We start from the raw sequence: 25,382 nt of genomic DNA on the forward strand, positions 1-25,382 counted from the left end.
ACAGGCAGGAGGCCGTATGCGCAACGCAGGGATCTGGTCGGTGGCGATGACGGGGGCCGCGCTGGCCATGGCGCTGGCCGGGCCGGCGGGGCCGGCGGCCGCCGCGGGTGCGACCCTGGTCGTGGCGCCGAACGGGGACGACTCCGGCCCCGGCACGCTCGCCCGGCCACTGAGGACCATCCAGCGGGCCGTGGACCTGGCGCGGCCCGGAGACACCATCAGCGTGCGCGGCGGAACGTACGCCCTCACGGACAACATCACCATCACCACTTCGGGGACCGCGTCCCAGCCCATCACCCTCTCGCCGCACCCGGGCGAGCGTGTGGTCGTCGACGGGGAGAAGCTGCCCGCCAGCCACACCCCGGTCGGCGGCAGCATCCCGCGTGCCGAGCGCGGGGCGATCCACATGGAGGCGTCGCACTGGCGGATCTCGGGTCTGGAGATCGTCAACGGCCCGTACGGCGTGTACTGCGACGGCTGCGACGGCAACGTCTTCGCGCGCCTGAGCACACACGACAACTACGAGTCCGGCTTCCAGCTCCAAGGCGCCTCCAGCGACAACCAGATCCTGAACCTGGACAGTTACGGCAACCGCGACCCCCGCAAGAACGGCGAGAGCGCCGACGGCCTGGCCATCAAGGAGGGCAGCGGTCCGGGCAACGTGGTGCGCGGCGCCCGGCTGTGGAACAACGTCGACGACGGCTTCGACGCCTGGGAGTTCGCCTCCCCGGTCACGATCGAGAACACCGTGGCGTACGGCAACGGCTTCAACCGCTGGAACTTCCCCGACTTCGCGGGCGACGGGAACGGCTTCAAGCTCGGCGGGGGCAGCCCGGCCCCGGCGGTGTCCCACACCGTCCGCAACAGCGTCTCGTTCAAGAACGCCAAGCACGGCTTCACCGACAACGGCAACCCGGGCTCCCTCGCCCTGAGCCGCAACTCCACGTACGGCAACGCCGGTACGGGCTTCGACGCCGACGTCTCGGGCGGAACCGCCAGGCTCACCGGCAACCTCGCCGTCGCGGACCAGCGCCCGGCGGCCGTCGGGTCCGGGACCGTCGCCAGCGGCAACTCCTGGAACATCGGTGGAACTTGGAACGCGGCCTCGGTGCAGAGCAACGACCCGGCCCCGCTCACCGGCCCCCGGGCGGCGGACGGTTCGCTGCCGAAGGCGCCGGCGTTCCTCGTTCCCCGGTCCGGCACCGCCGTCGGCGCCCGCTTCTGACCAGGTCGGCCGGGCTGTCCGACGGGGCGGTGCGCGCTGGGACAGCCCGGCCGGAGAAATGGTCCATACCTTTCGCGAGGCAGCCCTTTCCGCATGCCGCCGCCGTATCGCCCTCCCTTGGACGGCGGCGTGCACGAGCCACGACAGCTGTCAATTGATCCTCACAGTTGATGGCTCAAGCGTCGCACTGACATACTCCGCATTCAGCCTCGCCACCACCCGTGGCCGGGGCTGGTCGGGGATCTCCACAAGAACCCCGAGGCCGTCCACGTGAATCCGAATACCGAGTTTTTCAGTTTCACGAGACCCCCACAGAGCCCGCACCCCCACAGTGCGTCCGGTATCCCTCCACCCTGCTCGGAAGCCGGACGAGACCACTGACTCGAAGGGGTCGAGTGCGGGGCACGAAGCAGCGAAGAAGGTGCGCCTGTGCCCGAATTTCCACCGCGACGGGATGACACTCCCACATTCCCGCTTCCGCACATCGAACACGCTCCGCCGTCTCGTATATCCGACCATCCCGAATTCCACTCCCTGCGTCGCGCGCAGCGCCGGTTCGGCACCCGGGCGACGATCCTGTCCGTCGGCGGATTCCTGCTGTATGTGCTGTTGTCGAGTTTTGTGCCCGCGGTGATGAACCAGCCGCTGTTCGGCCACCTCACGATCGGACTCACCCTCGGTCTCGGGCAGTTCGTCATCATGGGTGTGACCGCGTGGTGCTATGTCCGGCACATGCGCAACCGGGTCGATCCGCTCGCCCGCGGCCTGAGGTCGCGGCAGTACGAGAACGAGAACCGCCGCGCCCGCTCGGCGGCGCCGCCCCAAGGGACCGGGCAGCCCCTCCAGCACGGCACGAGGGGATTCCGCACGTGGTGACGATCGCCGCCATCGACGACAGCAGCCTCCAGCTGACGTTCGTCCTGTTCCTGACCGTGGTCGTGATCACCCTGTTCACGGCACTGCTCACGGCGCCTCAGCGCGACGAGATCAGCGAGTTCTACCTCGGCAACCGCGCCATGTCGCCGTTGCGCAACGGTCTCGCCATGTGCGGCGACTACCTGTCCGCCGCCACCCTGCTGGGCAGCACCGGACTGGTCGCCCTGACCGGGTACGACGGACTGATGTACCTCGGCGGCACCACCGTCGCCTGGATGATGGTGCTGCTGCTCATCGCCGAACCCCTGCAACGCACGGGCAGGTTCACCCTGGGCGACACGGTGGCGCTGCGCCTGCCCCGGCAGCAGCGGCCGGTGCGGGTGGCGCTGGCCGTCTGCATCCTGGCCATCACGACCCTCTATCTGGTGGCCCAACTCGTCGGCGGCGTGGCCTTGTTGACGCAGTTCACCGGCGCGCCGAGCGCCACCACCCGCACCCTGTGCGTGGCCGTGATCGGCACGTTCGTGATCCTGTACGCCTCCCTGGGGGGCATGCCCGGAGCGACGGTCATCCAGGTCATCAAGGCCGTGATGCTGATCGCGGGCGTGCTGTTCACCGCGGGCTGGGTGCTGCACCGCTTCGACTGGAACCCCAACGCGCTGCTCGAAAGGGCGGCCGACCGCAGCGGAACCGGTCTGACCTTCCTCGAACCCGGGCTTCGCTACGGCGGCACCATCAGCAGCAAGCTGGACTTCCTCAGCCTCGAACTGGCCATCGTCCTCGGCCTCGCCGCCCTTCCGCACGTGCTGATGCGGCTGCTCGCCCCGCGCAGCAGCAGCGTTCTGCGCTCCTCCGTCCTGTGGGCCATCGGCCTGGTCGGCGCGGTCTGCTTCGGGGCCGGCATCCTCGGCCTGGGCGCCACCGCGCTCCTCGGCCGGGACGCCATCGAGAGCACGGACCGCACGGGCAACGCCTCCGTCCTGCTGCTCGCGCACGAACTGGGCGGCAGCGTCTTCACCGCGCTGCTGACGTGCCTGGCGTATCTGACCCTGCTCGCCGTGGCGGTGGGTCTCACCCTGGCCGCGGCCTCGTCGCTCGCGCACGACCTGTACAGCGAGGTGATCCGCAAGGGCCGGGCGAGCGAGACGGAGGAGCTGACCGTCGCACGGCTGTCCGGGGCGGTCATCGGCATCCTCGGCATCCTGCTGGCCCTGGTCGCGTGGGGGGCGAACACCGCGACGCTCGCGTTCCTCGCCTTCGCCATCGCGGCGTCCGCGATCCTGCCGACGATCATCTACACACTCTTCTGGCGGCGCTTCACGGCGAAGGGAGCGCTGCTCAGCCTCTACGGCGGGCTGCTGTGCTCCGTCCTGCTCGCCGTGTTCTCCCCCGTCGTCTCCTCCGCCCCGGCCTCGTTCTACCCCGAGGCCGACTTCGCCTGGTTCCCGCTGCAGAACCCCGGCATCGTCTCCATCCCCGTGGGCTTCCTGCTGGGCTGGCTCGGCACGGTGCTGGACAAGGGTCCGGCCGAGGAGAGCAGCGCACACGAGGAGTTCGAGGTGCGGATGCTCGTGGGCGCCGACGACTGACGCACAAGTCCGGGACATCGGTGTCCCTGGCACCGGGGACGCGAATTGTTAATGGGATCCATTTTCATGTAGCGTCCTCGGTGCCTGTCCACCGAGGAGGAGTCCCATGGCTGTCCCGAAGCGGAAGATGTCCCGCAGCAACACCCGTCACCGCCGCGCCCAGTGGAAGGCCGCCACGCCGACGCTGGTCCCGGTCACGATCGACGGCGTCCGTCACCTCGTACCGCAGAACCTGGTCAAGGCCTACGAGCGCGGCCTGCTGCGCCCCGAGGGCTGAGACGATGCCGCACGCACGGCTGCCCGTCACCGTGCTCTCCGGATTCCTCGGGGCGGGCAAAACCACCCTGCTCAACCATGTCCTGGCCAACCGCGAGGGACTGCGCGTCGCCGTCATCGTCAACGACATGAGCGAGGTCAACATCGACGCGGCCCTGGTGCGCGGCGGCGAGGCCGCCCTGTCGCGGACCGAGGAACGCCTGGTCGAGATGACCAACGGCTGCATCTGCTGCACGCTCCGCGACGACCTGCTGGACGAGGTGGACCGGCTGGCCCGCGAGGGCCGGTTCGACCATCTCCTCATCGAGTCGTCCGGGATCTCCGAGCCGATGCCCGTCGCGGCGACCTTCGCCTTCGCCCGTGACGACGGCGCCGCCCTCGACGACGTGGCCCTGCTGGACACCATGGTCACGGTCGTGGACGCGGCCAACTTCCTCGCCGAACTGGAGAGCGGCGACGACCTCGCCGAGCGGGGTCTCGCCCCGTACGAGGACGACGAGCGCACGGTCAGCGATCTGCTGATCGACCAGGTCGAGTTCGCCGACGTCCTGGTGCTCAACAAGCTCGACCTGGTCGACGAGGAGGCGGCGGCCCGGCTGCGGGCGGCCCTGACCCGGCTGAACCCGGTCGCCCGGCTGGTCACGGCGACCCACGGCCGGGTGGACCTCCGCCAGGTGCTCGGCACCCGGCTGTTCGACCTGGAGCGCGCACAGCAGGCGCCGGGCTGGGTGCGAGAACTCAACGGCGACCACGTTCCGGAGACCGAGGAGTACGGCATCTCCTCCACCGTCTTCCGCTCCGAACTCCCCTTCCACCCGGGCCGGTTGTGGACCTTCGTGACGGATGGACTCGACGCGGGGACGTACGGGCGGATCCTGCGGTCGAAGGGCTTCTTCACCCTGGCGAGCCGCCCGCACGTCACCGGGCTGTGGTCGCAGGCCGGGTCCGTCGCCCGGTTCGAGCCCTCCGCCGCGCGTGACCATGAGGCGCCCTGCGCACAGGAGCTGGTGTTCATCGGGACCCAGCTCGACCATGACGCCCTGCACACCGCGCTGGCCGGCTGCCTGATGCGGCCCGGCGAGAGCGTCCCGGCGGCCGACCCGTTCCCCGCCTGGGACACGTACGGCTTCGAGGACACCTGCGAACACGAGCACGCCGCACAGCCGCCGGTCTCCCTTCACTGACCCCGGGTCACGGCGCCCCGGCCTGCCTATGCTGGTGAGAGGCGGTCACGCTCGGCAAGAGCGCGAAGGGAGCCGCACGTGACGGAGTCCGCGCTGCGGCAGGCACGAGACGCCGTGGCCCGGGAGGCATGGGCCGAGGCGTACCCCCTCCTGCGCGGCCTGGACGCCGGCCGTCTCGCCCCGGACGACTGTGCCGCGCTCGCCGATGCCGCCTGGTGGACGAGCCGGGTCGAGGAGTCGATCACCGCACGGATGCGGGCCTACTCCGGGTACACGGCACAGGGCGACGCCCGGCGGGCCGGGTACTGCGCCTGGATGCTCTTCTACGAGCATCAACTGGCCGGGCACACGGCCGTGGCCGCCGGCTGGCTGCGCCGGGCCCGCCGGCACCTCGGCGGCGAGCCGGAGTGCGTCGAGCAGTGCTACCTCGCCTGGATGGACGCGGAGGATGCGCGGCAGCGCGGCGCGTTCGGCGAGGCGATGGCCGCCGCCCGGCGGATGACGGACCTCGCCCGGCGCTGCCGCAGCCCGGACCTGACCGCGATGGGAGTGCAGGCGCAGGCCGGGGTTCTGGTGGCCCAGGGCCGAATCGCCGAGGGGCTCGACCTCCTCGACGAGGCGATGTGCTCGGCCGCGGCGGGCGAGCTCAGCAGCTTCTTCACCGGGTGGGTCTACTGCCTGGGGCTCCAGCAGTGCATGGCCTGTGCCGACCTCGAACGCGCCGCCGAGTGGACCGACGCGGCCATGCGGTGGTGCGCGGCCATGCCGGCGGAGAACAACTATCGCGGGCTGTGCCGGGTGCACCGCGTGGAGGTACTGGCACTGCGCGGCAGCTGGCCGGAGGCGGTGGCCGAGGCCCTACGGACCTGCGAGGAGCTGCTGCCGTACGAGCGGCGGATCGCCGCCGAGGCCTTCTACGTGACCGGGGAGATCCAGCGGCACCGCGGTGAGCTCGCGGCGGCCGAGGAGGCGTACGCGCGGGCGCACGAGCTCGGCCGTGATCCGCAGCCCGGCCTCGCCCTGCTGCGGCTGACCCAGGGCAGGGCGCAGGCCGCGGCGGCGATGCTGCGACCGGCCCTCGCGGGTCACGAGGGGACGCCCTGGGCCGGCAGCCTCGGGCGGTGCAGGCTGCTGGCGGCCCAGGTGGAGATTGCCCTCGCGCTCGGCCGGCTGGAGGAGGCCCGCGCGGCGGCCGGGGAACTCGACGAGCTGGCCCGGGAGTGGCAGCGGCGGCGGGGCTCGGTGACAACGCCGCTGGACGCGAGCGCCGCTGCGGCGGGCGGCGCGGTGGCGTTCGCGGAGCGTGACCCGGACCGTGCGCTGCCCCTGCTGCACCGCGCCCTCGCGCTCTGGCTCGGGCTCGACGTCCCCTACGAGGCGGCCCAGGTGCGGATGGCCCTGGCCGCCGTGGACCGCACCGCCGGAGACGAGGAGGGGGCCCGGATGGAGCTGCGGGCCGCGCGGCAGACCTTCCAGCGGCTGGGTGCCGTACCGGACTCCCGCCGGGCCGCCGCTCTGCTGGCCAGCGCGCGCCGACGGGAGGCGGGCGGGCTCACCGAGCGCGAGATCCAGGTGCTGCGGCTGGTCGCGGCGGGCCGGACGAACCGGGCCATCGCCGCCGAACTGGTGATCAGCGAGCACACCGTCGCGCGGCACCTCAACAACATCTTCGCCAAGCTCGGCGTGTCCTCGCGGGCGGCGGCGACGGCGTACGCGTACCGGCACGGACTGGCCGCCTGATGGGCTTTTCGGCCCATTCCGGGTCCGCCGGAGATGGGCGGTTCCGGCGATGAGCCGCCCCGGCCGCCAGGCGTAGACAGGTGCTGTACCCGAAGCGGCGAACGGAAGGCGGGTGGCGGTCATGACCATCTCCACACCAGCCCTGGACGAGCGGCTGCTGGAGCGACTGCGCGGCGCGGCGCGCGGTGACATCGTCCGGCCCGGCGACCCGGACTACGACGAGGCCCGCGGGGTCTACAACGCCCTGCACGACAAACACCCGGCGATCGTCGTCAGAGCCGTCGACGCCGGTGACGTCATCGCCACGGTGGACTTCGCCCGCGACCAGAGGCTGCCGCTCGCGGTGCGCGGGGGCGGCCACAGCGTCCCCGGCTATGGCACCTGCGACGACGGTGTCGTCCTCGACCTCGGGCGGATGCGCGGCGTCCGCGTCGACCCCGGGACGCGCACGGCCTGGGTCGGGGGCGGCGCCACCTGGGCGGACGTCGACCACGCCACGCACGCCTTCGGCCTGGCCACCACCGGCGGGATGGTCTCCACCACGGGAGTGGGCGGCCTGACGACGGGCGGCGGTATGGGCTATCTGGCCCGGCGGTGCGGTCTGGCCTGCGACAACCTGGTCGCGGTGGACCTGGTGACGGCCGACGGGTCCTTCCTGACCTGCACCGAGGAGCACGACGCCGACCTGCTGTGGGCCGTGCGCGGGGGCGGCGGGAACTTCGGCGTGGTCACCTCGTTCGCCTACCGTCTGCACCCCGTGGCGGACGTCCTCGGCGGGCCGACGTTCTACCCGCTCGACGGCGAGGTGATACGCCGGTACCGGGAACTCGTCGCCGAGGGCGACGAGCGGCTCGGCGCGCTGCTCGTCGTCGGGCTCGGACCGCCGGTGCCGTTCCTGCCCGAACGCTGGCACGGCCGGCCCCTGTGTGGCGTGATCACCTGCTGGACCGGGCCGGAGACCGAGGACGACCAGGTCCGCGCCCGTGTCGCCGGGCTGGGGCCGGTACTGGGCCGGCACGTGGCGCGCATGCCCTATCCGCTGATCAACACCCTGTTCGACGCCCTGGTCCCCCCGGGGCTCTTCCACTACTGGAAGGGCGCCTTCCTCAAGGGCCTGCCGGACGGCGCCGTCGACGCGTTCGTCGAGCACGGCGCCACGACACCTTCCCTGCAGAGCGTGACGATCGGCTTCCCCCTCGACGGTGCCTGTCACCGGGTCGGGCCGCAGGCCACCGCCTTCTCCTACAGGGACGCCGACTTCTCGATCGCGCTCAGCGCGACCCTCACGACCCGTGAGGACTGCGAGGAGCAGAGGGACTGGGTGCGCGCCTTCCACAGGGCGCTCGAACCGCACTCCCTTCAGGGCGCTTACGTCAACTTCCAGGACAGCGACGACCAGCACCGGGTGCAGGTCAACTACCGCGCGAACCACGCCCGTCTGACGGAGCTGAAGCGGCGCCACGACCCGGGCAACCTGTTCCGCCTCAACCACAACATCGCTCCGTGAGGACGAGGTGCGCACGAGATGAGGAATCCTGGGGGCCCGCCGGTGTTGAACCCTGTATGAGCTCCGTGATCGCGACGACCAGGTTCTCCGTCCTCGACCGGTCCCGCACCCGCGAGGGGCACACGCATCCCGAGGCGCTGCGCGACACCGTGCGGCTGGCCGGGGAGCTGGAGGGGCTCGGGTACCACCGGCTGTGGGTCTCGGAGCATCACGGGGTCCCCGGGGTCGCCGGATCCGCGCCGACCGTGCTGGCCGCCGCCGTCGCCGCCGCGACCCGCACGATCCGGGTCGGCAGCGGCGGGGTGATGCTGCCCAACCACCGGCCGCTGGTCGTGGCCGAGCAGTTCGGGGTGCTGGAGTCGCTGTTCCCCGGGCGGATCGACATGGGTCTGGGGCGGTCCGTCGGCTTCACGGACGGGGTGCGCAAGGCCCTGGGCCGTGACAAGGAGGACGCCGAGGACTTCGAGGCCCAGCTGCGGGAGCTGCTCGGCTGGTTCCGGGGCACCTCCCCGACCGGAGTGCACGCGCGTCCAGCCGAAGGGCTGGCCGTGCCGCCGTTCGTCCTGGCCATGGGCGAGGGCGCCGGCATCGCGGCCCGCGCGGGCCTGCCCATGGTCATCGGCGACTTCAGGAACCGGGAGAAGATGCGGCGCGGCATCGACCACTACCGCGAGCACTTCCGCCCCTCGCCCTGGGCGAGTGAGCCGTACGTGGTCGTCTCGGGCACGGTCGCGGTGGCCGCCACCCCCGAGGAGGCCCGGCGGCTGCTCGTCCCGGAGGCCTGGGCAATGGCGTACTCCCGCACGCACGGCACCTTCCCGCCGCTGGAGCCGGCCGAGCGGATCGAGTCCCGGACGATGACGGCCAAGGAACGCGGCTTGTACGACTCCGGCCTCACCGGCCACATCGCCGGCACCGAGGAGCAGGTCGCGCACGAGCTGGAGACGGTGCTCAAAGAGACGGGGGCACAGGAGGTCCTGGTCACCACCAGCACGTACGACCGCGAGGCGCTGCTGGACTCCTACCGGCGGCTGGCCGCGATCACCTCCGGTTAGAGTCGTTGCCCATGCACGACCCTCACGGCCCCCACGACCCGTACGTCCGTGTCCGCGGCGCCCGCGAGCACAACCTGAAGGGCATCGACGTCGACATTCCCCGGGACGTGCTGACCGTCTTCACCGGAGTGTCCGGCTCGGGCAAGTCGTCGCTGGCGTTCGGCACGATCTACGCGGAGGCACAGCGGCGCTACTTCGAGTCGGTCGCGCCGTACGCGCGCCGGCTGATCCACCAGGTGGGCGCGCCGAAGGTCGGGGAGATCACCGGTCTGCCGCCGGCCGTCTCGCTCCAGCAGCGCCGGGCGGCGCCCACCTCGCGCTCCTCGGTCGGCACCGTCACCAACCTCGCCAACTCGCTGCGCATGCTGTTCTCCCGGGCCGGCACCTACCCGCCCGGTGCCGAGCGCCTCGACTCCGACGCCTTCTCGCCCAACACGGCGGCCGGGGCCTGCCCGGAGTGCCACGGGCTCGGCCGGGTCCACCGTACGAGCGAGGAGCTGCTGGTCCCCGACCCGTCTCTGTCGATCCGCGAGGGTGCGATCGCCGCGTGGCCGGGGGCCTGGCAGGGCAAGAACCTGCGGGACGTCCTCGACGCCCTCGGCCACGACGTGGACCGGCCGTGGCGGGAGCTGCCCGCCGGCGAGCGCCAGTGGATTCTGTTCACGGACGAGCAGCCGGTGGTCACCGTGCACCCGGTGCGGGACGCGGACCGGATCCAGCGGCCGTACCAGGGCACGTACATGAGCGCCCGGCGGTATGTGATGAAGACGTTCTCGGACTCCAAGAGCCCGGCCCTGCGGGCGAAGGCCGAGCGGTTCCTCAGCAGCGCCCCCTGCCCGGCGTGCGGGGGCAGCCGGCTGCGGCCCGAGGCACTGGCGGTGACGTTCGGCGGCCGGACCATCGCCGAGCTGGCCGCGCTGCCGCTGGTGGAGCTGGCCGCCGCGCTCGACGCGACGTCTCAGACCGCCCGGGTCCTCACCGACGATCTCACCTCCCGCATCGCGCCGATCGTCGAACTCGGCCTCGGCTACCTCAGCCTCGACCGGTCCACCCCCACCCTCTCCGCGGGCGAGCTGCAACGCCTGCGCCTCGCCACCCAGCTGCGCTCCGGCCTGTTCGGTGTCGTCTACGTCCTCGACGAGCCGTCGGCCGGGCTGCACCCGGCGGACACCGAGGCGCTGCTCGTCGTGCTGGAGCGGCTGAAGGCGGCCGGGAACTCGGTGTTCGTGGTGGAGCACCACCTCGATGTCGTACGCGGTGCCGACTGGCTGGTGGACGTGGGTCCGCATGCGGGCGAGCACGGCGGGCGGGTGCTGCACAGCGGCCCGGTCGCCGAGCTGGCGGCCGTCGGGGAGTCGGCGACGGCCCGCTACCTGTTCGACCACTCCCGCGCCCCGGCGCGCGAGGTCCGCGAACCGAGCGGGTGGCTGAAGACCGGCCCGGTCACCCGGCACAACCTGCGCGGTGTGACCGCCGAGTTCCCGCTCGGCGTGTTCACGGCGGTCACGGGGGTGTCCGGCTCCGGCAAGTCCACGCTCATCGGGGAGATCACGGAGGAGACGGCCGGGGTGGGCCGGCTGGTCTCGGTCGACCAGAAGCCGATCGGTCGCACTCCGCGCTCGAACCTCGCGACGTACACCGGCCTCTTCGACGTCGTGCGCAAGGTGTTCGCGGCCACCGGCGGGGCACGCGAACGGGGCTTCGGCGTCGGCCGGTTCTCCTTCAACGTGGTGGGCGGACGCTGCGAGACCTGCCAGGGCGAGGGGTTCGTGAGTGTGGAGCTGCTGTTCCTGCCGAGCACGTACGCGCCCTGCCCGGACTGCGGCGGGGCCCGGTACGGCCCGGAGACGCTGGAGGTGACGTACCGGGGGCGGAACATCGCGCAGGTGCTGGACCTGACGGTGGAGAGCGCGGCGGAGTTCTTCTCCGACACCCCGGCCGTCGCCCGCAGCCTCGGCACCCTGCTCGACGTGGGCCTGGGGTACCTCCGCCTCGGCCAGCCCGCGACCGAGCTCTCCGGCGGCGAGGCCCAGCGCATCAAACTGGCCAGCGAGCTCCAGCGCGGCCGGCGCGGCCACACGCTCTACCTCCTGGACGAGCCCACGACCGGCCTCCACCCGGCCGACGTGGACGTCCTGATGCGGCAGTTGCACGGCCTCGTCGACGCCGGGCACACCGTGATCGTCGTCGAGCACGACATGTCCGTCGTCGCGGGCGCGGACTGGGTCATCGACCTCGGCCCGGGCGGCGGCGACGCGGGCGGCCGGATCGTGGCAGCCGGGCCGCCGACGAAGGTGGCACGCTCGGCGGCGAGCCGGACGGCGCCGTATCTGGCACGCACACTGTCCGGCTCTCGCTGAAGTCCTCCAGGGTCTCTACGCCACCAGCACCGTGTGCGTCCACGCCGGCGCCGCCGTCTCCTGTTGTTGTGCGGAGCGGGCCAGGGAGCGGCGGTCGGGGTGCGTGCCCGGGGGGATGGGGGCGCGGACCTCGACCTCGGCGACCAGGTTGCGGGTCGTCGCGACCCGCCACAGGGAGGCGAGCAGGTTGTCGTCGCCGACGAACGCCGGGGCGGTGGAGGTGGTTCCGCCGGTGAGCCGGTAGCGGACCCGGACCGGCTGGACCGGAACCCCGGCGTCCAGGGCGGCCTGGAAGACGGCCCGGCGGAAGGTGCCCTGGGCCCGGCCGCACCAGGTGCTGCCCTCGGGGAAGGCCGCGACGGCGGCGCCCTCGCGCAGGGCCCGGGCGATACGGGCGACGGTGTCCGGGAGGGCCCGCAGCCGGTCCCGGTCGATGAACAGGGCGCCGCGGGCGGCCACCGGCCCGGCGACGGGCCACCGCCGCACCTCGGTCTTGGCCAGCATCCGGGCGGGGCGTACGGCGGCGAGCAGCGGTATGTCCAGCCAGGAGATGTGGTTGGCGACCAGCAGCAGTCCGCCGGTGGGGACGGCGGCGCCGGTGATGCGGACCCGGACCCCTGCGGCCCGCACGATCCACCGGCACCACCGCCGGATCAGGGACGCCGGTATCCGAGCGCCGAGCGGCGACAGCACGATCCCCGCGAGCAGCAGCAGGACGACCGCGGTGAGCCGCAGCACGGCACGCGGCACGACCCGCGCCGTCACCCCCGCCGACGCCTCGACACAGGCCTGCGGCGTGCAGGGCGCGGTGGGCAGCCAGGCACTCATCAGGCGGGGACGAGGGACAGGAAGTGCCGCAGGTAGCGGGAGTTGACCCCGCTCATCGGCAGCAGCACGTACAGGTCGGCGACGCCGAAATCCGGGTCGTGGGCCGGTTCGCCGCACACCCAGGCGCCGAGGCGCAGGTAGCCGCGCAGCAGGGCGGGCAGTTCGACGCGGGCGGCGGGCGCGGGGCCCGGGACCCACGGCAGCAGGGGCCGGACGCGGTACTCCTGCGGCGACAGGTGCTTGGCGCTCACCCGGTCCCAGGTGGCCGAGGCCAGGGCGCCGCCGTCGGCGAGCGGGACGGAGCAGCAGCCGGCGAGCCACTCGTGGCCCCGGTCGACCATGTAGCGGGCGATACCGGCCCAGATGAGGCTGATGACCGCGCCGTCGCGGTGGTCGGGGTGCACGCAGGAGCGGCCGACCTCGACGAGTTCCGGCCGGATCCCGGCGAGGGAGCTCAGGTCGAACTCGTTCTCGGAGTACAGCCGCCCGGCGACCGCCGCGCGCTCCGGCGGCAGCAGTCGGTAGGTGCCGACGACCTGGCCGGTCGTCTCCTCGCGGACGAGCAGGTGGTCGCAGTACGCGTCGAACGGGTCGACGTCCAGTCCCGGCTGCGAGCCGGTCAGCAGGGCGCCCATCTCCCCGGCGAAGACGTCGTGCCGCAGCCGCTGCGCGGCACGCACGTCCTCCTCGTCCCGGGCGAGGGCGACGATGTAGCGGGTGGGGGCCGTGGGCTGCGCGGGGCGGTCGACGGTCAGTACGCCGGTCATGGCTCTCTCCTGGTCACGGGCCGGAGGCGGCGAGCGGTGCCGCCGCCCACTGTTGTGCCCATGCCGCCTGACCTTCGCGTGACGAGCGTCGGGAGCGCGGATGCCAGAATGCTGAATGCCAGAAGTGCAACGCCCTCCAAGGGGCGCGGAACAGCCCCCACGCGCCCGCACCCGGCCTACCGCTTGCTCACCTTCCGCGTGGCCCGCAGCCACTCCTTGTTCATGCCGGTGATGGACATGAGCGGAATGCCCTTGGGGCAGGCCGTGGCGCACTCTCCCGTGAGGGTGCACCCGCCGAAGCCCTCCTCGTCCATCTGCGCCACCATGTCCAGCACCCGTGTCTCGCGCTCGGGCGCCCCCTGGGGCAGCACGTTCAGATGGTTGATCTTGGCGGACGTGAAGAGCATCGCCGCACCGTTCGGGCACGCGGCGACACACGCACCGCACCCGATGCACTCGGCGTGTTCGAAGGCGAAGTCGGCGTCCGGCTTCGGCACCGGCGTGGCATGCGCTTCGGGAGCCGCACCGGTCGGCGCGGTGATGTAGCCGCCGGCCTGGATGATCCGGTCGAACGCCGAACGGTCGACGACCAGATCCTTGATCACCGGGAACGCTGACGCCCTCCACGGTTCGACGTCGATCGTGTCGCCGTCCTTGAACGACCGCATGTGCAACTGACAGGTGGTCGTGCGCTCGGGCCCGTGCGCCTCCCCGTTGATCACGAGGGAACACGCGCCGCAGATGCCCTCACGGCAGTCGTGGTCGAAGGCCACCGGATCCTCACCCCGCAGGATGAGCTCCTCGTTGAGCGTGTCGAGCATCTCCAGGAACGACATGTCGGGCGAGATGCCGTCCACCTCGTACGTGGACATCGTGCCGTCGGCATCGGCGTTCTGCTGCCGCCAGACGCGCAGGGTGAGCTTCATGCGTAGCTCCGCTGGGTGGGGTGGACGTACTCGAAGACCAGGTCTTCCTTGTGCAGGGCCGGAGCCTCGCCGGTGCCGTTGAACTCCCAGGCGGCCGCGTACGCGAACTCCTCGTCCTTCCGGGCGGCCTCGCCGTCGGGCGTCTGGGACTCCTCGCGGAAGTGGCCGCCGCAGGACTCGCCGCGGTGCAGCGCGTCGAGACACATCAGCTCGGCCAGCTCCAGGTAGTCGACGACGCGGTTGGCCTTCTCCAGCGACTGGTTGAACTCCTCGCCGGTGCCGGGCACCTTGACGCGCCGCCAGAACTCCTCACGGATCTGCGGGATGCGCTCCAGCGCCTTGCGCAGCCCGGAGTCGGTGCGGGCCATGCCGCAGAACTCCCACATCAGCTCGCCGACCTCGCGGTGGAAGGAGTCGGGTGTGCGGTCGCCGTCGACGGACAGCAGCAGGTTGAGCCGGTCCTCGGTCTCGGCCAGCACTTCCTGGACGACCGGGTGGCCGGTGTCGACCTGGTCCTTGTGCGGGTTGCGGGCGAGGTAGTCGTTGATGGTCGCGGGGAGCACGAAGTAGCCGTCGGCCAGTCCCTGCATCAGCGCGGAGGCGCCGAGCCGGTTGGCCCCGTGGTCGGAGAAGTTGGCCTCGCCGATCGCGAACAGGCCGGGGATGGTGGTCTGGAGGTCGTAGTCGACCCACAGGCCGCCCATCGTGTAGTGCACGGCGGGGTAGATCCGCATGGGTACCCGGTACGGATCCTCGTCGGTGATCCGCTGGTACATGTCGAAGAGGTTGCCGTACTTGGCCTCGACGGCTCCCCGGCCCATGCGCTCGATGGCGTCGGCGAAGTCGAGGTAGACGCCCTGGCCGCCGGGACCGACGCCCCTGCCCTCGTCGCAGACGTTCTTCGCGGCGCGGGAGGCGATGTCACGCGGCACCAGGTTGCCGAAGGACGGGTAGATGCGCTCCAGGTAGTAGTCGCGCTCGTCCTCGGGGATCTCGTTCGGCGGGCGGTCGTCGCCCTTGGCCTTGGGCACCCAGATGCGGCCGTCGTTGCGCAGCGACTCGCTCATCAGCGTCAGCTTGGACTGGTGGTCGCCGGTGCGCGGGATGCAGGTGGGGTGGATCTGGGTGAAGCAGGGGTTGGCGAAGTAGGCGCCGCGCCGGTGCGCCCGCCAGATGGCGGTCGCGTTGGAGTTCATGGCGTTCGTCGACAGGTAGAAGACGTTGCCGTAGCCGCCGCTGGCGAGTACGACGGCGTCCGCGAAGTACGTGTCGATCCTGCCGGTGACGAGATCACGGGCCACGATCCCGCGCGCCCGCCCGTCGACGACGATCAGGTCGAGCATCTCGGTGCGCGGGTGCATCTCGATGTTCCCGGCGGCGATCTGCCGGCTGAGGGCCTGGTAGGCGCCGAGCAGCAGTTGCTGTCCCGTCTGGCCACGGGCGTAGAAGGTCCGCGACACCTGGACGCCGCCGAAGGAACGGGTGTCCAGCAAGCCGCCGTACTCGCGGGCGAACGGCACGCCCTGCGCCACGCACTGGTCGATGATCTCGACGGAGATCTGCGCGAGCCGGTGGACGTTGGACTCGCGGGCCCGGAAGTCGCCGCCCTTGACGGTGTCGTAGAACAGCCGGTGGATGGAGTCGCCGTCGTTGCGGTAGTTCTTCGCGGCGTTGATGCCGCCCTGCGCGGCGATGGAGTGGGCGCGGCGCGGGGAGTCCTGGTAGCAGAACTGGACGACGTGGTAGCCCTGTTCGGCGAGGGTGGCCCCGGCGGAGCCGCCGGCGAGGCCGGTGCCGACGACGATGACGGTGTGCTTGCGCCGGTTGGCGGGGTTGACCAGCTTGGCCTCGAAGCGGCGCGTGTCCCAGCGCTCGTTGACGGGGCCCTTCGGCGCCTTGGTGTCGACGACCGGTTCGCCGGTCGCGTAGTCGGTGTAGGTCATGTCAGCTCACCACTCCGGTCATGACGCCCACGGGTACGGCGATGAACCCGGCCGTGAGCAGCAGCGCGAGAACATCGGCGACGGTCTTCAGGGCTCGGTCGCGGGTGCGGCTGCCGGCGCCGAGGGTCTGGGCGGCGCTCCAGAAGCCGTGCCTCACGTGCAGGCCGAGCGCGAGCATCGCGACGATGTAGATGACGTTGCCGTACCACGTGGAGAAGGTGTCCACGACGTTCTGGTACGGGTGGCCGGGCCGGAAGCCGTGGTGCACGGTGCCGGTCGTGAGGTCCAGGATGTGCCAGACGATGAACAGCCCGAGGATGATCCCGCCCCACCGCATGGTCCGCGTCGCGTAGCTCGCGCGCGGCCTCTTGTGCACGTACTTGCTGGGCCGGGCCTTGATGTCGCGGCGGCTGAGCTGGTACGCGGACACGGCGTGGGCGACGACGGCGACCACGAGCACGATCCGGACCAGCCACAGCGTCCACTCGTAGTGCATGAACGGCTCGCCGACGGTGCGCAGCCAGTGGGCGTAGTGGTCGAACTCGCCGGCCCCGAAGAAGATCTTCAGGTTCCCGATCATGTGGACGACCAGGTACAGCAGCATGATCAGCCCGCTGACCGCCATCACGGTCTTCTTGCCGAGGGTGGAGTCCCACACGGTGCGTGCCATGGACGGCCGTCGGTCCGTCCGCGTTGCCAGAGCCATGGAACAGCACGCTACGGACGCGCAGCCGATCGGTCCAAGACATGGTCCAGCTTGATTCCATAGGCTGGAGCTATCGTACGAGTATGCAGTTCCAGCAGCTCCAGTACTTCGTGGCCGTCGCCGAGACCCGGCACTTCACCCGGGCCGCCGATCTGGTCCATGTCGCGCAGCCGTCGCTGTCGCAGCAGATCAAGGCGCTGGAGCGGGAGCTGGGCGCGGATCTGTTCCTGCGGGCCCGGGGCAACATCTCGCTCACGGACGCCGGTGAGGCCCTGCTCCCGCTGGCCCGGCGCATCCTGGCCGACGCGGACACGGCCCGGCACGAGGTGCTGGAGCTGGTGCAGCTGCGGCGGGGGCGGGTGCGGCTCGGCGCCACGCCCAGCCTGTGCACGGGCCTGCTGCCGGACGTGCTGCGCGCCTTCCACGACCGCTACCCCGGCATCCAGTTGCTGATCGAGGAGGGTGGTTCGCACGACCTGGTGCGGGAGCTGGCACGCGGCGCGCTGGATCTCGCCCTGGTGGTGCTGCCCCTGCCGACGCCGTCCCCGGCGCTGACCACGGTGGAACTGCTGCGTGAGGACCTGGTCGTGGTCTCCTCCCCGGACGCGCCGCGACCCGGCCGGGGCCGGCGCACCGTACGCATCGCCGACCTGGAGGGCGAGCGCCTGGTGATGTTCCGGCACGGCTACGACCTGCGTGAACTGACTGTGGCGGCATGCCGCGCGGAGGGGTTCGAGCCGGATTTCGCGGTGGAGGGCGGGGAGATGGACGCGGTGCTGGGGTTCGTGCGGGCCGGGCTGGGGGTTGCTGTTGTGCCACGGATGGTGGCGGCGCGGTCCGGCCGCGGGCTGCGGGTGACTCCCCTGGCCCGCCCCGGTCTGCACCGGACCATCGCACTGGCCCACCGCAGCGATGTGGCTCCGCCCCGGGCGGCGCGGGAGTTGCAGCGGATGCTGCTGGAGCGGTGAGGTGCCCGTGGCAGGCCGGCGCCTGCGGGGCCGCCTGGCGTGCGGCTGGGCTACTGGGCCGGGGGGTGGCCGGCGGTCGGCCGGTGGGAGGACGCCAGGTGCAGGAGTTCGTCGACCGGCCACTGGTCGTAGACGTGCTCACCGTACTTGGCGGCGAGGACACGGCCGCCGGGTCCGATCAGGAAGTCGGCGGGCAGACCGAGCCGGCCGCCGGGCTGGCTGGTCGCGGGGAGCCGCTCCCGGCCGCGGAGGACCTCCCACCCGCCGCGCAGCACCGCCCGGAGGACCGGCCCCCAGGCGCGCGGGCTGAGCAGCGCACGGGGAGCCGACTCGACGCCGAACTCGATGTACAGCCGCTTGTCGGGGTCGGCGACGACCGCGAAGGGCAGGTCGGCGGTGTGCCGGCGCAACTCCTCGGCGGGCGAGTGGAAGACCACGACCTCACGGATGCCGGCGGCCTCGATCTCCGCGTGCCTGCGGACCACCGACCGCAGGTGCAGATGACACACCGGGCACCCGGCGAACCGCCGGAACTGAAGGTGGACCAGGCGCTCGGGATCGGGGACGGCGACGGGGTCGCCGGAGACGGTGACCAGATAGCGGTCGGCGACGGTGGAGCCCGACCGTATCGGCCGCGCGGGCATGCGCATGAGCATGAGCGTGCTCCTTGTTAGGTGTACGGCGTACTCCTATCGAGCATAAGCGTATGCCGTACACCTAACAAGGTAGGCGTATGGCGTACGCTGAACGTCGTCATGCCCCGCCCCCGCTCTCTCAGCCACGCCCAGCTGGCCTCGGCCGCCCTCGCCGTGATCGACCGCGACGGGCTCGCCGGGCTGTCCATGCGCTCGGTCGCGAAGGAACTCGGTATGAGCACGATGGCGCTCTACCGGTACGTGGACGACCGGGAGGAATTGGAAAGGCTCGTCGTCGACCTCGTGCTCGGCACCGTGGACACCGTGCCGCCCGGCCCCGAGGCACCCTGGCACGACCGCATCGAGGTGCTGGCGCGGCGGCTGCGCGACGCCGTCGCCGCCCATCCGGAGATCGTGCCCCTGACCGTCGCCCACCGGCACCGGTCACTTGCCGGGCTGCGCTGGTCGGAATCCGTGCTCGGCGTGCTCACGGAGGCGGGATTCGACGGCGACCGGCGGGTGATCGCGCTGCGGGGCCTGCTCGGGTACGTCATCGGCGCCATCCAGCTGGAGCACCTCGGGCCCCTGTCCGGCGAGGGCACGGTCGCCATCACCGAGCTGCCGCCCGACGCCTTTCCCCATATGACCGAGACCGCCCGCCACGCCCGGAAAGTCAGTGCGGACCGGGAGTTCCTGGGCGGTCTCGCGCTGCTGCTGCGCGGGCTGGGCACCTGACCCGGCTCCGCGCAGCGGCCATCCGGGAGCGTCAGCCCGTCGCGTCCGCCAGTGCCAGTTCGTGCAGCCTCTCCGGCGGGCCCGGGCGGGCGTAGTACCAGCCCTGGGCGGTGTCGCAGCCCAGCAGTCGGAGTTGTTCGGCCTGGGCCCCTGTCTCGACCCCCTCCACGGTGACCGCGAGGTCCAGGCTGTGGGCGAGTGAGACGATCCCCTCGACGATCTTGAGGTCGACGGGGTCGGCCGGGAACTGCTGCATGCTCTGGGTGAAGGAGCGGTCCAGCTTGAGGATGCTGACCGGCAGGCGGCGCAGGTTGGCGAGGTTGGAATAGCCCGTGCCGAAGTCGTCGAGGGCGATGTCGACGCCCATCTCCGCCAAGCGGCGCAGCGGCTTCAGCAGGTCGTCGTCCGCGCCGATCAGCGCCGACTCCGTGACCTCCAGGCAGAGGGCGTCCGGTTCGATGCCCGTGCGTTCGAGGATGTCGACGGTGTCCTGGACGAGGCCGGGGTGGCTCAGCTGGCAGGGCGAGAGGTTGACGTTGATCCGCAGCGGGCCCACGGCCTCCACGCCACCGTGCAGTTCGCGCCACTCGCGGGCCTGACGTACCGACTGCTCCAGGACCCACCGGCCCAGCGGCACGATCAGCCCCGTGTGCTCGGCGAGCGGGATGAACCGGTCCGGGCCGAGCACCCCGTGCTGCGGGTGCAGCCAGCGCACCAGGGCCTCCGCACCGCGCACACTGCCGTCGCCGAGATGGACCAGCGGCTGGTACTCGATGAAGAACTCGCCCCGCTCCAGGGCCGTCGGCAGCGCAGTGGTCAGCCCGTGCCGGGTGATGGCGCGCGCGTCGGCCTCCGGGTCGGCGAGCTCGAAGCGGTTGCCGCCCGCCGACTTGGCCCGGTACATGGTGATGTCGGCGCTGCGCAGCACCTCCGCCGGGCTGCGCTCCCCGGCCGGGCCCTCGACGATGCCGATGCTGCCGCGCACGGTCAGCTCCCGGCCGTCGACGCTGATCGGCGCGAGCAGGGCGTTCATGATGCGCGTGGCGAGCTCGTCGACCTCGCGCTGGGTCTCGGGGCCCGTGGTCAGGGCCACGAACTCGTCGCCGCCGAGGCGGGCGACCATCTCGCCGGGAGCGGTGGCGCAGGACTGGAGCCGGTCGGCGACCTCCACCAGCAGCCGGTCGCCGGCCGCGTGGCCGAGGCTGTCGTTGACGGTCTTGAAGCCGTCCAGGTCCAGGTAGCACAGGCCGAACCGCTGGCCTTCCCCGGCGCCCAGTGCCTTCTCCAGGCGCTCGAAGAAGAAGGTGCGGTTCGGCAGTCCGGTCAGCGCGTCGTGCGTGGCTTCGTAACGCAGCCTCAGATTGAGCAGCCGCCGCTCGGTGGTGTCCTCCATGAGCGCGAGCTGGTACTGCGGACTGCCGTCGGCGTCCCGCAGCAGGGAGACCGTCAGGTTGGTCCACAGGACCGTTCCGTCAGGGCGGTAGAACGCCTTCTCCAGGTGGTAGTGCTCACGCTCGCCGCGCACGAGTTCGTCGTAGAGCCGCCAGGTCTGCGGCGCGTCGTCGGGGTGGGTCCATTCCCTGACGTTGCGGCTGCGCATCGTCTGCTCGGAGAGCCCGAACATGCGCAGCAGCGCGCCGTTGACCTGGAGGATGTTGCCCTCGAGGTCGGCCATGCCGATGCCTATGGCCGCGCCCTCGAAGACGGCGCGGAAGCGGGCCTCGGTCGCGTGCAGGGCCTGTGCCACCACGCCCTGTGCCTGGAGGGCGGCCTGGGCGATGGCCTCCTGTTCGGCCAGGGTCCGTTCGCGCAGCGCCTGCGCGAAGCCGGCGGCCATCGCGTGCTGGAGGCGTGCGGAACGCGCCCGCAGGCCCTCCTGGTCCCCGTCGCCGCCGCAGTACAGGACCAGGTAGGCGTCCACGCAGTCCAGCGTGCGGCTGAGCGCCTCCGGGTCGGTGCAGTGCGCGAACACGAGGGCGGCGCCCACCGCCCTGCCCTCGTCGGCGTCGAAGGCCCGGGCCAGCAGTGCCTCGCTCAACCGCCGGGCCAGCGGCAGCAGTTGTTCCTCGAACTCGGGCCGGGTCGACGACGTCGAGGTCACCGGGAAGACGGCCCGGCTCCAGATCGTCGCGAACCGGCGGAGTCTGTCCTCCGGCCCGTCCGGTTGCGCGATCACGCCGTACGCCCCACGCCCGCGAAACCGGAGAACGCATACGGATCCTCGTCCTCCGGTGCGGTGTCGGGCCGCCAGCGCGGCATCGCCACCAGTCCGGGTTCCACCATGTCGTACCCCTTGAAGAACCGCGCGATCTCCTCGCGCGAGCGCATGATCAGCGGGTTGCGGATGTCCTGGTACACGTTCACCGCGCCCCCGGCCCGCTCCGGCGGCAGCGGGATGCCCTCGTACGAGGCATGGGTGAGCACGAGCAGGCTGCCGGGCGCGAGCGCCTCGCCCAGCTCGGCCACCGCCCCGTACGGGTCGTCCTCGTCCTCCACGAAGTGCAGTATGGCAACGAGGAGCAACGCCACTGGCTGATTCAGGTCGATCAGCCGCTCCACCTCGGGGCTGCGCAGGATCTCCCGGGGCTTGCGGAGGTCCGCGGCCACGATGTCCGCGTCGTCGTTGCCCTCGAGAACCACCTGGCTGTGCGCCACGGCCACCGGGTCGTGGTCGACGTAGACCACGCGCGCGCCGGGGCGGGCGGCCTGGGCCACCTCGTGCACGTTGCCGAAGGTGGGTATGCCGGAGCCGATGTCCAGGAACTGGCTGATGCCCTGGTCGGCGGCATAGCGCACGGCGCGGCGCATGAACGCCCGGTTCGCCTGCATGATCTTGGGGAGTCCCGGCATGAACTCCATAGCCCTGCGGGCCGCTTCCCGGTCGACCTCGAAGTTGTGCGATCCGCCCAGGTAGTAGTCGTACATCCGGGAGACGCTGGGCACCGAGATGTCGATGCTCCGTGGGGCCCAGGCGGGACGCTCCATCTATCTCTCCAAGGCGTAGGCGATCCGGTGTTCGAGCAGAGGCTACTGATCGCCCGCCAATGGGGCGACCCGAAACGGAAATTGACCATCCGTTCCCGGTCACTGCCTGCGGCACGTGCCGAATTGATACCCGCGCGCATGCCATTCGAACACATGACGAACAGTGTCCGAGCACGCCAAAACGGTCCGCCCCTCCGTGAGTCACGAAAGGGGCGGACCGGGTAGGCTCCGTCGGGTCGACGAGATGATCAACCCTGGGGAGGTTTCTCTACTTCTCCGAGGCGCCGACCGGCTTTCCGTCGGGGCGGATGGCGTACCAGGTGCCGCCGACGCCCTGGCCGTTGGTGTCTCCGGCCTTCTTGTCGCCCGCGAAGGTGTAGATCGGGATGCAGTCGATGGTCTGCTGCTTGATGCCGTCAGGGCGGTCGAAGACGACGTAGCCCCGGTTGGGCGTGGACCCCTGAAGGTCGATCCCCTTGGTGTCCTTCTCGTCGACCGGTGCGACGACCGGCCACTTCTCCAGGCAGTCCCCCGTGCACGCGGTCTTCATCGGCCACTGCGAGTCCTTCATGAACCGGTAGACCGTCATGCCGTTCTTGTCGATGACGATCTCGCCCAGCTTGGGGTCGTTGCGGGTGGACAGCCCGGGCAGCGCCTCGGTGCCCTCGCCGCCGGCCCCGCCGCCCTGGGCCTTCTTGCCGTCGGGGGCCAGCGCGTACCACTTGCCGCCCACGCCCTGGCCCTTGACGTCACCGGCGTTGACGTCCTTGGCGTAGCGGTAGGCCGGCCAGCCGGCGACGGTCAGCTGCTCGGTGCCGTCGGCCCGGGTGACCGAGCCGAGCAGCGACTTGTCGATGCCCTCGCCGGCCTCGGCGTCGTCCGCGGGCACCGGCGGCCAGGTCTTGGCGCAGTCGCCGTCGCAGTTCGACTTGGGCGGCTGGTCGGTGTCCTGATCGAACCGGTACAGGGTGAGTCCCAGACTGTCGGTCACCACCTTGCCGACCTCTTCGGCGGTGGCGACGGACAACTTGCCCGCGGGGTTGGACGGGCTGGAAGGGCTCGGCGCGGCCGGCTGGCCGCTCGCGTTGCCGGCCACTCCGTTCCCGGCGCCCGAGCCGATGCTTCCGTAGTCCCCGGGCGCCGCCGTGGCACCCACGTTCTGGCTGGCCGCCGGTGGGCTGTCCTGACCGCACGCCGTCGTCAGCGCCAGGACCGCCGCGGCGCTCGCCACGAGTGAGGCGCTCCGCCAGGAGGTCTTCATCGTCAACTCCCCATAATCGCAAGGGTGTTGCAGCGCCCTGCTGCGCCGCCGCACGGCCATGAGTACGCATGGGAGGCGTGATGGTGTTCAACCACCGGCCAAATTTCTTTCCGGAACCTGTGACGGGCAGCCCTCGTCACCGCACACGGGTACGCGTCGAAAGTCTGTGGGCGACCGTCCAGCAAACCGGCGGCACCCCATTATCCCTCTTTCGGGGCAATCCCCTTGCGCTCCGGCACATCCCGGCGGGACAAGGTTCATGATCTCCGTCGTGCATGGACCCGTATCGACTCAATCCGCCCTCGCCGCAAGGGCCTTGGCGGTGGCGACGCTGACGTGGGCGCTCGTCGGCGCTCCGGCCGGAGTGGCGGTGGCCGACTCCTGTGCGTACGCCTCGACGGGGCCGGACGGCACGGAGGCGGTGGCGTTCGCCGGAAGCAGGACCTGGACGACCAAGCCGCCGTGCCCGACACCCACACCGACCCCCACGCCCACACCGACCCCGACGCCCCCGCCGCCGACGCCGACTCCGACGCCGACGCCGACTCCGACGCCGACTCCGACTCCGACGCCGGACCCGACACCACCGCCGCCCTCGCCCTCACCCCCGCCCCCGAAACCGACCCCCACGGCCAGACCGGAGCCGCCACCTCCACCGCCGCCGCCCGCGCCCCGTCCGGCAGCGCCGCCCCGGCCGGCCCCCAGGCCCGTGCCTCCCCCGCCCCCAGCCCCGGCACCGAAGCCGTCGGCGAAGCCCACCCCGCGTCCGTCCGCGACTCCCGTGCGCTACCCGCGCTACCGCGCCGCGCCGCGGCCACGACCGGCGAGCAACGCCATGTCGCCGCTCACCTTCGTCCTGCTCGTCACGGTGCCCGCGGTGGTCGCCGTCGCCGCGCTGCGCGCGCGCTGATCCCTGAAGCTCTGGAATCCCTGAAGCTCTGGAGGCATCTCTTGCCGGAATGGCTTGTTCTCATCCTCGCGATGCTGGCCGCCTGTGCCGTGGTGGTCGTCATCACCCTCGTACGCCACCGCACGGCGTCCGACGACGAGGACCCCAGCGAGACACCGGACGTCATCGAGTACATGACGATGTGGATCGGCGTGGTGTACGCGATCGTCCTGGGTCTGGCGATCGCCGGTGTGTGGGAGGCGCGCAGCGCCGCCCAGGACCACGTCCAGGCGGAGGCCACCGCGCTGCACGAGATCTCGGAGCGGGTCCGGGTCTACCCGGACGACGTACGCGACCGCATCCGGGACGACATCCATGCGTATGTGAGCCACGTCGTCACCACCGAGTGGGACACCATGGCCGACAAGGGCCAGGTCACCGAGCGCGGCGGCGAGCTCTTCGCACGCGTCCGCCAGGACGTCACCGACTACCAGCCGAAGACGGACTTCGAGGCCCAGGCCTACCAGCCGCTCATCGACCAGGTGACCGCGGCCAGCCAGGCCCGGATCGCCCGGGCGGAGTCGACCGGGGAGACCATGCCGGGCGTGGTGTGGTTCGGGCTGATCACCGGAGCCGTCGTCACCATCGGGATGATCTTCGCCCTCCAGATCCGCAGAACGACGCGTGAACTGGTCCTCGCCGGGCTGTTCTCGGCGCTGATCGCCTTCCTGCTGTTCCTGATCTGGGACTTCGACTCGCCCTACAGCAGGGGCGTGACCGCGTCGGCGGACCCGTTCCTGAACCTCTTCCCGGGTGCTGGGGACTGACGGCACCCGCACCACGGAACCGGGCCGGGGGGCGAGCGACACACCGTCGCCGTCCCCCGTTCGCGTCAACGGGGTTCCCTCTGGTGGCCCACACGTGTGC

General features: G+C 71.5%; 22 protein-coding genes. 12 read left to right on the forward strand and 10 right to left on the reverse strand.

Going from position 1 to position 25,382, the window contains the following annotated elements; genetic code table 11:
• Positions 1 to 16 precede the first annotated feature (16 nt).
• The 9 genes from ACIBNA_RS07340 to ACIBNA_RS07380 all read left to right on the forward strand — a co-directional run bounded on the left by ACIBNA_RS07340 (position 17) and on the right by ACIBNA_RS07380 (position 11,812).
• Positions 17 to 1,225, forward strand: a complete 1,209-nt coding sequence (locus ACIBNA_RS07340) for a right-handed parallel beta-helix repeat-containing protein (RefSeq protein WP_399164264.1) — start codon at positions 17 to 19, stop codon at positions 1,223 to 1,225.
• 429 nt (positions 1,226 to 1,654) lie between these two features.
• Positions 1,655 to 2,101 carry a DUF485 domain-containing protein gene (locus ACIBNA_RS07345; protein ID WP_399164265.1) on the forward strand — a complete coding sequence of 149 codons (447 nt, stop codon included), beginning with the start codon at positions 1,655 to 1,657 and terminating at the stop codon, positions 2,099 to 2,101.
• Positions 2,095 to 3,690 (forward strand): cation acetate symporter, encoded by a 1,596-nt coding sequence (locus ACIBNA_RS07350; protein ID WP_399164266.1) that lies wholly within the window; start codon positions 2,095 to 2,097, stop codon positions 3,688 to 3,690. Before ACIBNA_RS07345 ends, ACIBNA_RS07350 begins: the two co-directional genes overlap by 7 nt.
• 106 nt (positions 3,691 to 3,796) lie before the next feature.
• The gene (rpmF, locus tag ACIBNA_RS07355; protein ID WP_095750490.1) at positions 3,797 to 3,967 is read left to right on the forward strand and encodes a 50S ribosomal protein L32; all 171 of its coding nucleotides are present in this window, start codon (positions 3,797 to 3,799) and stop codon (positions 3,965 to 3,967) included.
• Between the two features lie 4 nt (positions 3,968 to 3,971).
• Positions 3,972 to 5,150, forward strand: a complete 1,179-nt coding sequence (locus ACIBNA_RS07360; RefSeq protein WP_399164267.1) for a GTP-binding protein — start codon at positions 3,972 to 3,974, stop codon at positions 5,148 to 5,150.
• 78 nt (positions 5,151 to 5,228) lie between these two features.
• A complete protein-coding gene (locus tag ACIBNA_RS07365; protein WP_399164268.1) occupies positions 5,229 to 6,890 on the forward strand; it encodes a LuxR C-terminal-related transcriptional regulator in 1,662 nt (553 codons plus the stop codon).
• 121 nt (positions 6,891 to 7,011) lie between these two features.
• Positions 7,012 to 8,397, forward strand: coding sequence for an FAD-binding oxidoreductase (locus ACIBNA_RS07370; protein WP_399164269.1), 1,386 nt, complete (start codon positions 7,012 to 7,014; stop codon positions 8,395 to 8,397).
• Between the two features lie 56 nt (positions 8,398 to 8,453).
• Positions 8,454 to 9,452, forward strand: a complete 999-nt coding sequence (locus tag ACIBNA_RS07375; protein WP_399164270.1) for an LLM class flavin-dependent oxidoreductase — start codon at positions 8,454 to 8,456, stop codon at positions 9,450 to 9,452.
• 11 nt (positions 9,453 to 9,463) lie between these two features.
• A complete protein-coding gene (locus ACIBNA_RS07380) occupies positions 9,464 to 11,812 on the forward strand; it encodes an ATP-binding cassette domain-containing protein (protein WP_399164271.1) in 2,349 nt (782 codons plus the stop codon).
• Positions 11,813 to 11,827: 15 nt separating this feature from the next.
• Here the strand turns inward: ACIBNA_RS07380 and ACIBNA_RS07385 are convergent, their stop codons facing one another.
• The 5 genes from ACIBNA_RS07385 to ACIBNA_RS07405 form a co-directional block, all read right to left on the reverse strand.
• The gene (locus ACIBNA_RS07385; RefSeq protein ID WP_399164272.1) at positions 11,828 to 12,640 is read right to left on the reverse strand and encodes a lysophospholipid acyltransferase family protein; all 813 of its coding nucleotides are present in this window, start codon (positions 12,638 to 12,640) and stop codon (positions 11,828 to 11,830) included.
• Positions 12,640 to 13,407: a GNAT family N-acetyltransferase gene (locus ACIBNA_RS07390; protein ID WP_399164273.1), complete on the reverse strand. Its 768-nt coding sequence runs from the start codon at positions 13,405 to 13,407 to the stop codon at positions 12,640 to 12,642. The genes ACIBNA_RS07385 and ACIBNA_RS07390 overlap by 1 nt, the downstream gene beginning before the upstream one ends.
• Before the next feature lie 176 nt (positions 13,408 to 13,583).
• Positions 13,584 to 14,333: a succinate dehydrogenase/fumarate reductase iron-sulfur subunit gene (locus ACIBNA_RS07395; protein WP_399164274.1), complete on the reverse strand. Its 750-nt coding sequence runs from the start codon at positions 14,331 to 14,333 to the stop codon at positions 13,584 to 13,586.
• Positions 14,330 to 16,276 carry a fumarate reductase/succinate dehydrogenase flavoprotein subunit gene (locus ACIBNA_RS07400; protein ID WP_399164275.1) on the reverse strand — a complete coding sequence of 649 codons (1,947 nt, stop codon included), beginning with the start codon at positions 16,274 to 16,276 and terminating at the stop codon, positions 14,330 to 14,332. Before ACIBNA_RS07400 ends, ACIBNA_RS07395 begins: the two co-directional genes overlap by 4 nt.
• Before the next feature lies 1 nt (position 16,277).
• On the reverse strand, positions 16,278 to 16,946 hold the full coding sequence (locus ACIBNA_RS07405) for a succinate dehydrogenase (protein WP_399164276.1): 669 nt from the start codon (positions 16,944 to 16,946) through the stop codon (positions 16,278 to 16,280).
• A 119-nt stretch (positions 16,947 to 17,065) separates the two neighbouring features.
• Between ACIBNA_RS07405 and ACIBNA_RS07410 the strand changes: the two genes are divergently transcribed.
• On the forward strand, positions 17,066 to 17,950 hold the full coding sequence (locus ACIBNA_RS07410; RefSeq protein ID WP_359203079.1) for a LysR substrate-binding domain-containing protein: 885 nt from the start codon (positions 17,066 to 17,068) through the stop codon (positions 17,948 to 17,950).
• A 50-nt stretch (positions 17,951 to 18,000) separates the two neighbouring features.
• Here the strand turns inward: ACIBNA_RS07410 and ACIBNA_RS07415 are convergent, their stop codons facing one another.
• The gene (locus ACIBNA_RS07415) at positions 18,001 to 18,606 is read right to left on the reverse strand and encodes a peroxiredoxin-like family protein (RefSeq protein ID WP_399164277.1); all 606 of its coding nucleotides are present in this window, start codon (positions 18,604 to 18,606) and stop codon (positions 18,001 to 18,003) included.
• A 99-nt stretch (positions 18,607 to 18,705) separates the two neighbouring features.
• Between ACIBNA_RS07415 and ACIBNA_RS07420 the strand changes: the two genes are divergently transcribed.
• On the forward strand, positions 18,706 to 19,320 hold the full coding sequence (locus ACIBNA_RS07420) for a TetR/AcrR family transcriptional regulator (RefSeq protein WP_399164278.1): 615 nt from the start codon (positions 18,706 to 18,708) through the stop codon (positions 19,318 to 19,320).
• A gap of 31 nt (positions 19,321 to 19,351) precedes the next feature.
• Here ACIBNA_RS07420 and ACIBNA_RS07425 read toward each other — a convergent pair whose 3' ends face one another.
• The 4 genes from ACIBNA_RS07425 to ACIBNA_RS07440 all read right to left on the reverse strand — a co-directional run bounded on the left by ACIBNA_RS07425 (position 19,352) and on the right by ACIBNA_RS07440 (position 24,043).
• Entirely contained in the window at positions 19,352 to 21,496 is a 2,145-nt protein-coding gene (locus ACIBNA_RS07425) for a putative bifunctional diguanylate cyclase/phosphodiesterase (protein ID WP_399164279.1), read from the reverse strand.
• Positions 21,493 to 22,305 (reverse strand): SAM-dependent methyltransferase, encoded by an 813-nt coding sequence (locus tag ACIBNA_RS07430; RefSeq protein ID WP_399164280.1) that lies wholly within the window; start codon positions 22,303 to 22,305, stop codon positions 21,493 to 21,495. The genes ACIBNA_RS07425 and ACIBNA_RS07430 overlap by 4 nt, the downstream gene beginning before the upstream one ends.
• Before the next feature lie 268 nt (positions 22,306 to 22,573).
• Positions 22,574 to 23,566, reverse strand: a complete 993-nt coding sequence (locus tag ACIBNA_RS07435) for an SCO0930 family lipoprotein (RefSeq protein ID WP_399164281.1) — start codon at positions 23,564 to 23,566, stop codon at positions 22,574 to 22,576.
• Positions 23,567 to 23,857: 291 nt separating this feature from the next.
• Positions 23,858 to 24,043: a hypothetical protein gene (locus tag ACIBNA_RS07440; protein WP_399164282.1), complete on the reverse strand. Its 186-nt coding sequence runs from the start codon at positions 24,041 to 24,043 to the stop codon at positions 23,858 to 23,860.
• Positions 24,044 to 24,517: 474 nt separating this feature from the next.
• Here ACIBNA_RS07440 and ACIBNA_RS07445 point away from each other — a divergent pair, with 474 nt between their 5' ends.
• Entirely contained in the window at positions 24,518 to 25,282 is a 765-nt protein-coding gene (locus tag ACIBNA_RS07445) for a DUF4239 domain-containing protein (RefSeq protein WP_399164350.1), read from the forward strand.
• The last annotated feature ends 100 nt before the right edge of the window (positions 25,283 to 25,382 follow it).

Source organism: Streptomyces sp. NPDC050164 (assembly GCF_044459945.1).
Classification (GTDB): Bacteria; Actinomycetota; Actinomycetes; order Streptomycetales; family Streptomycetaceae; genus Streptomyces; species Streptomyces coeruleorubidus_A.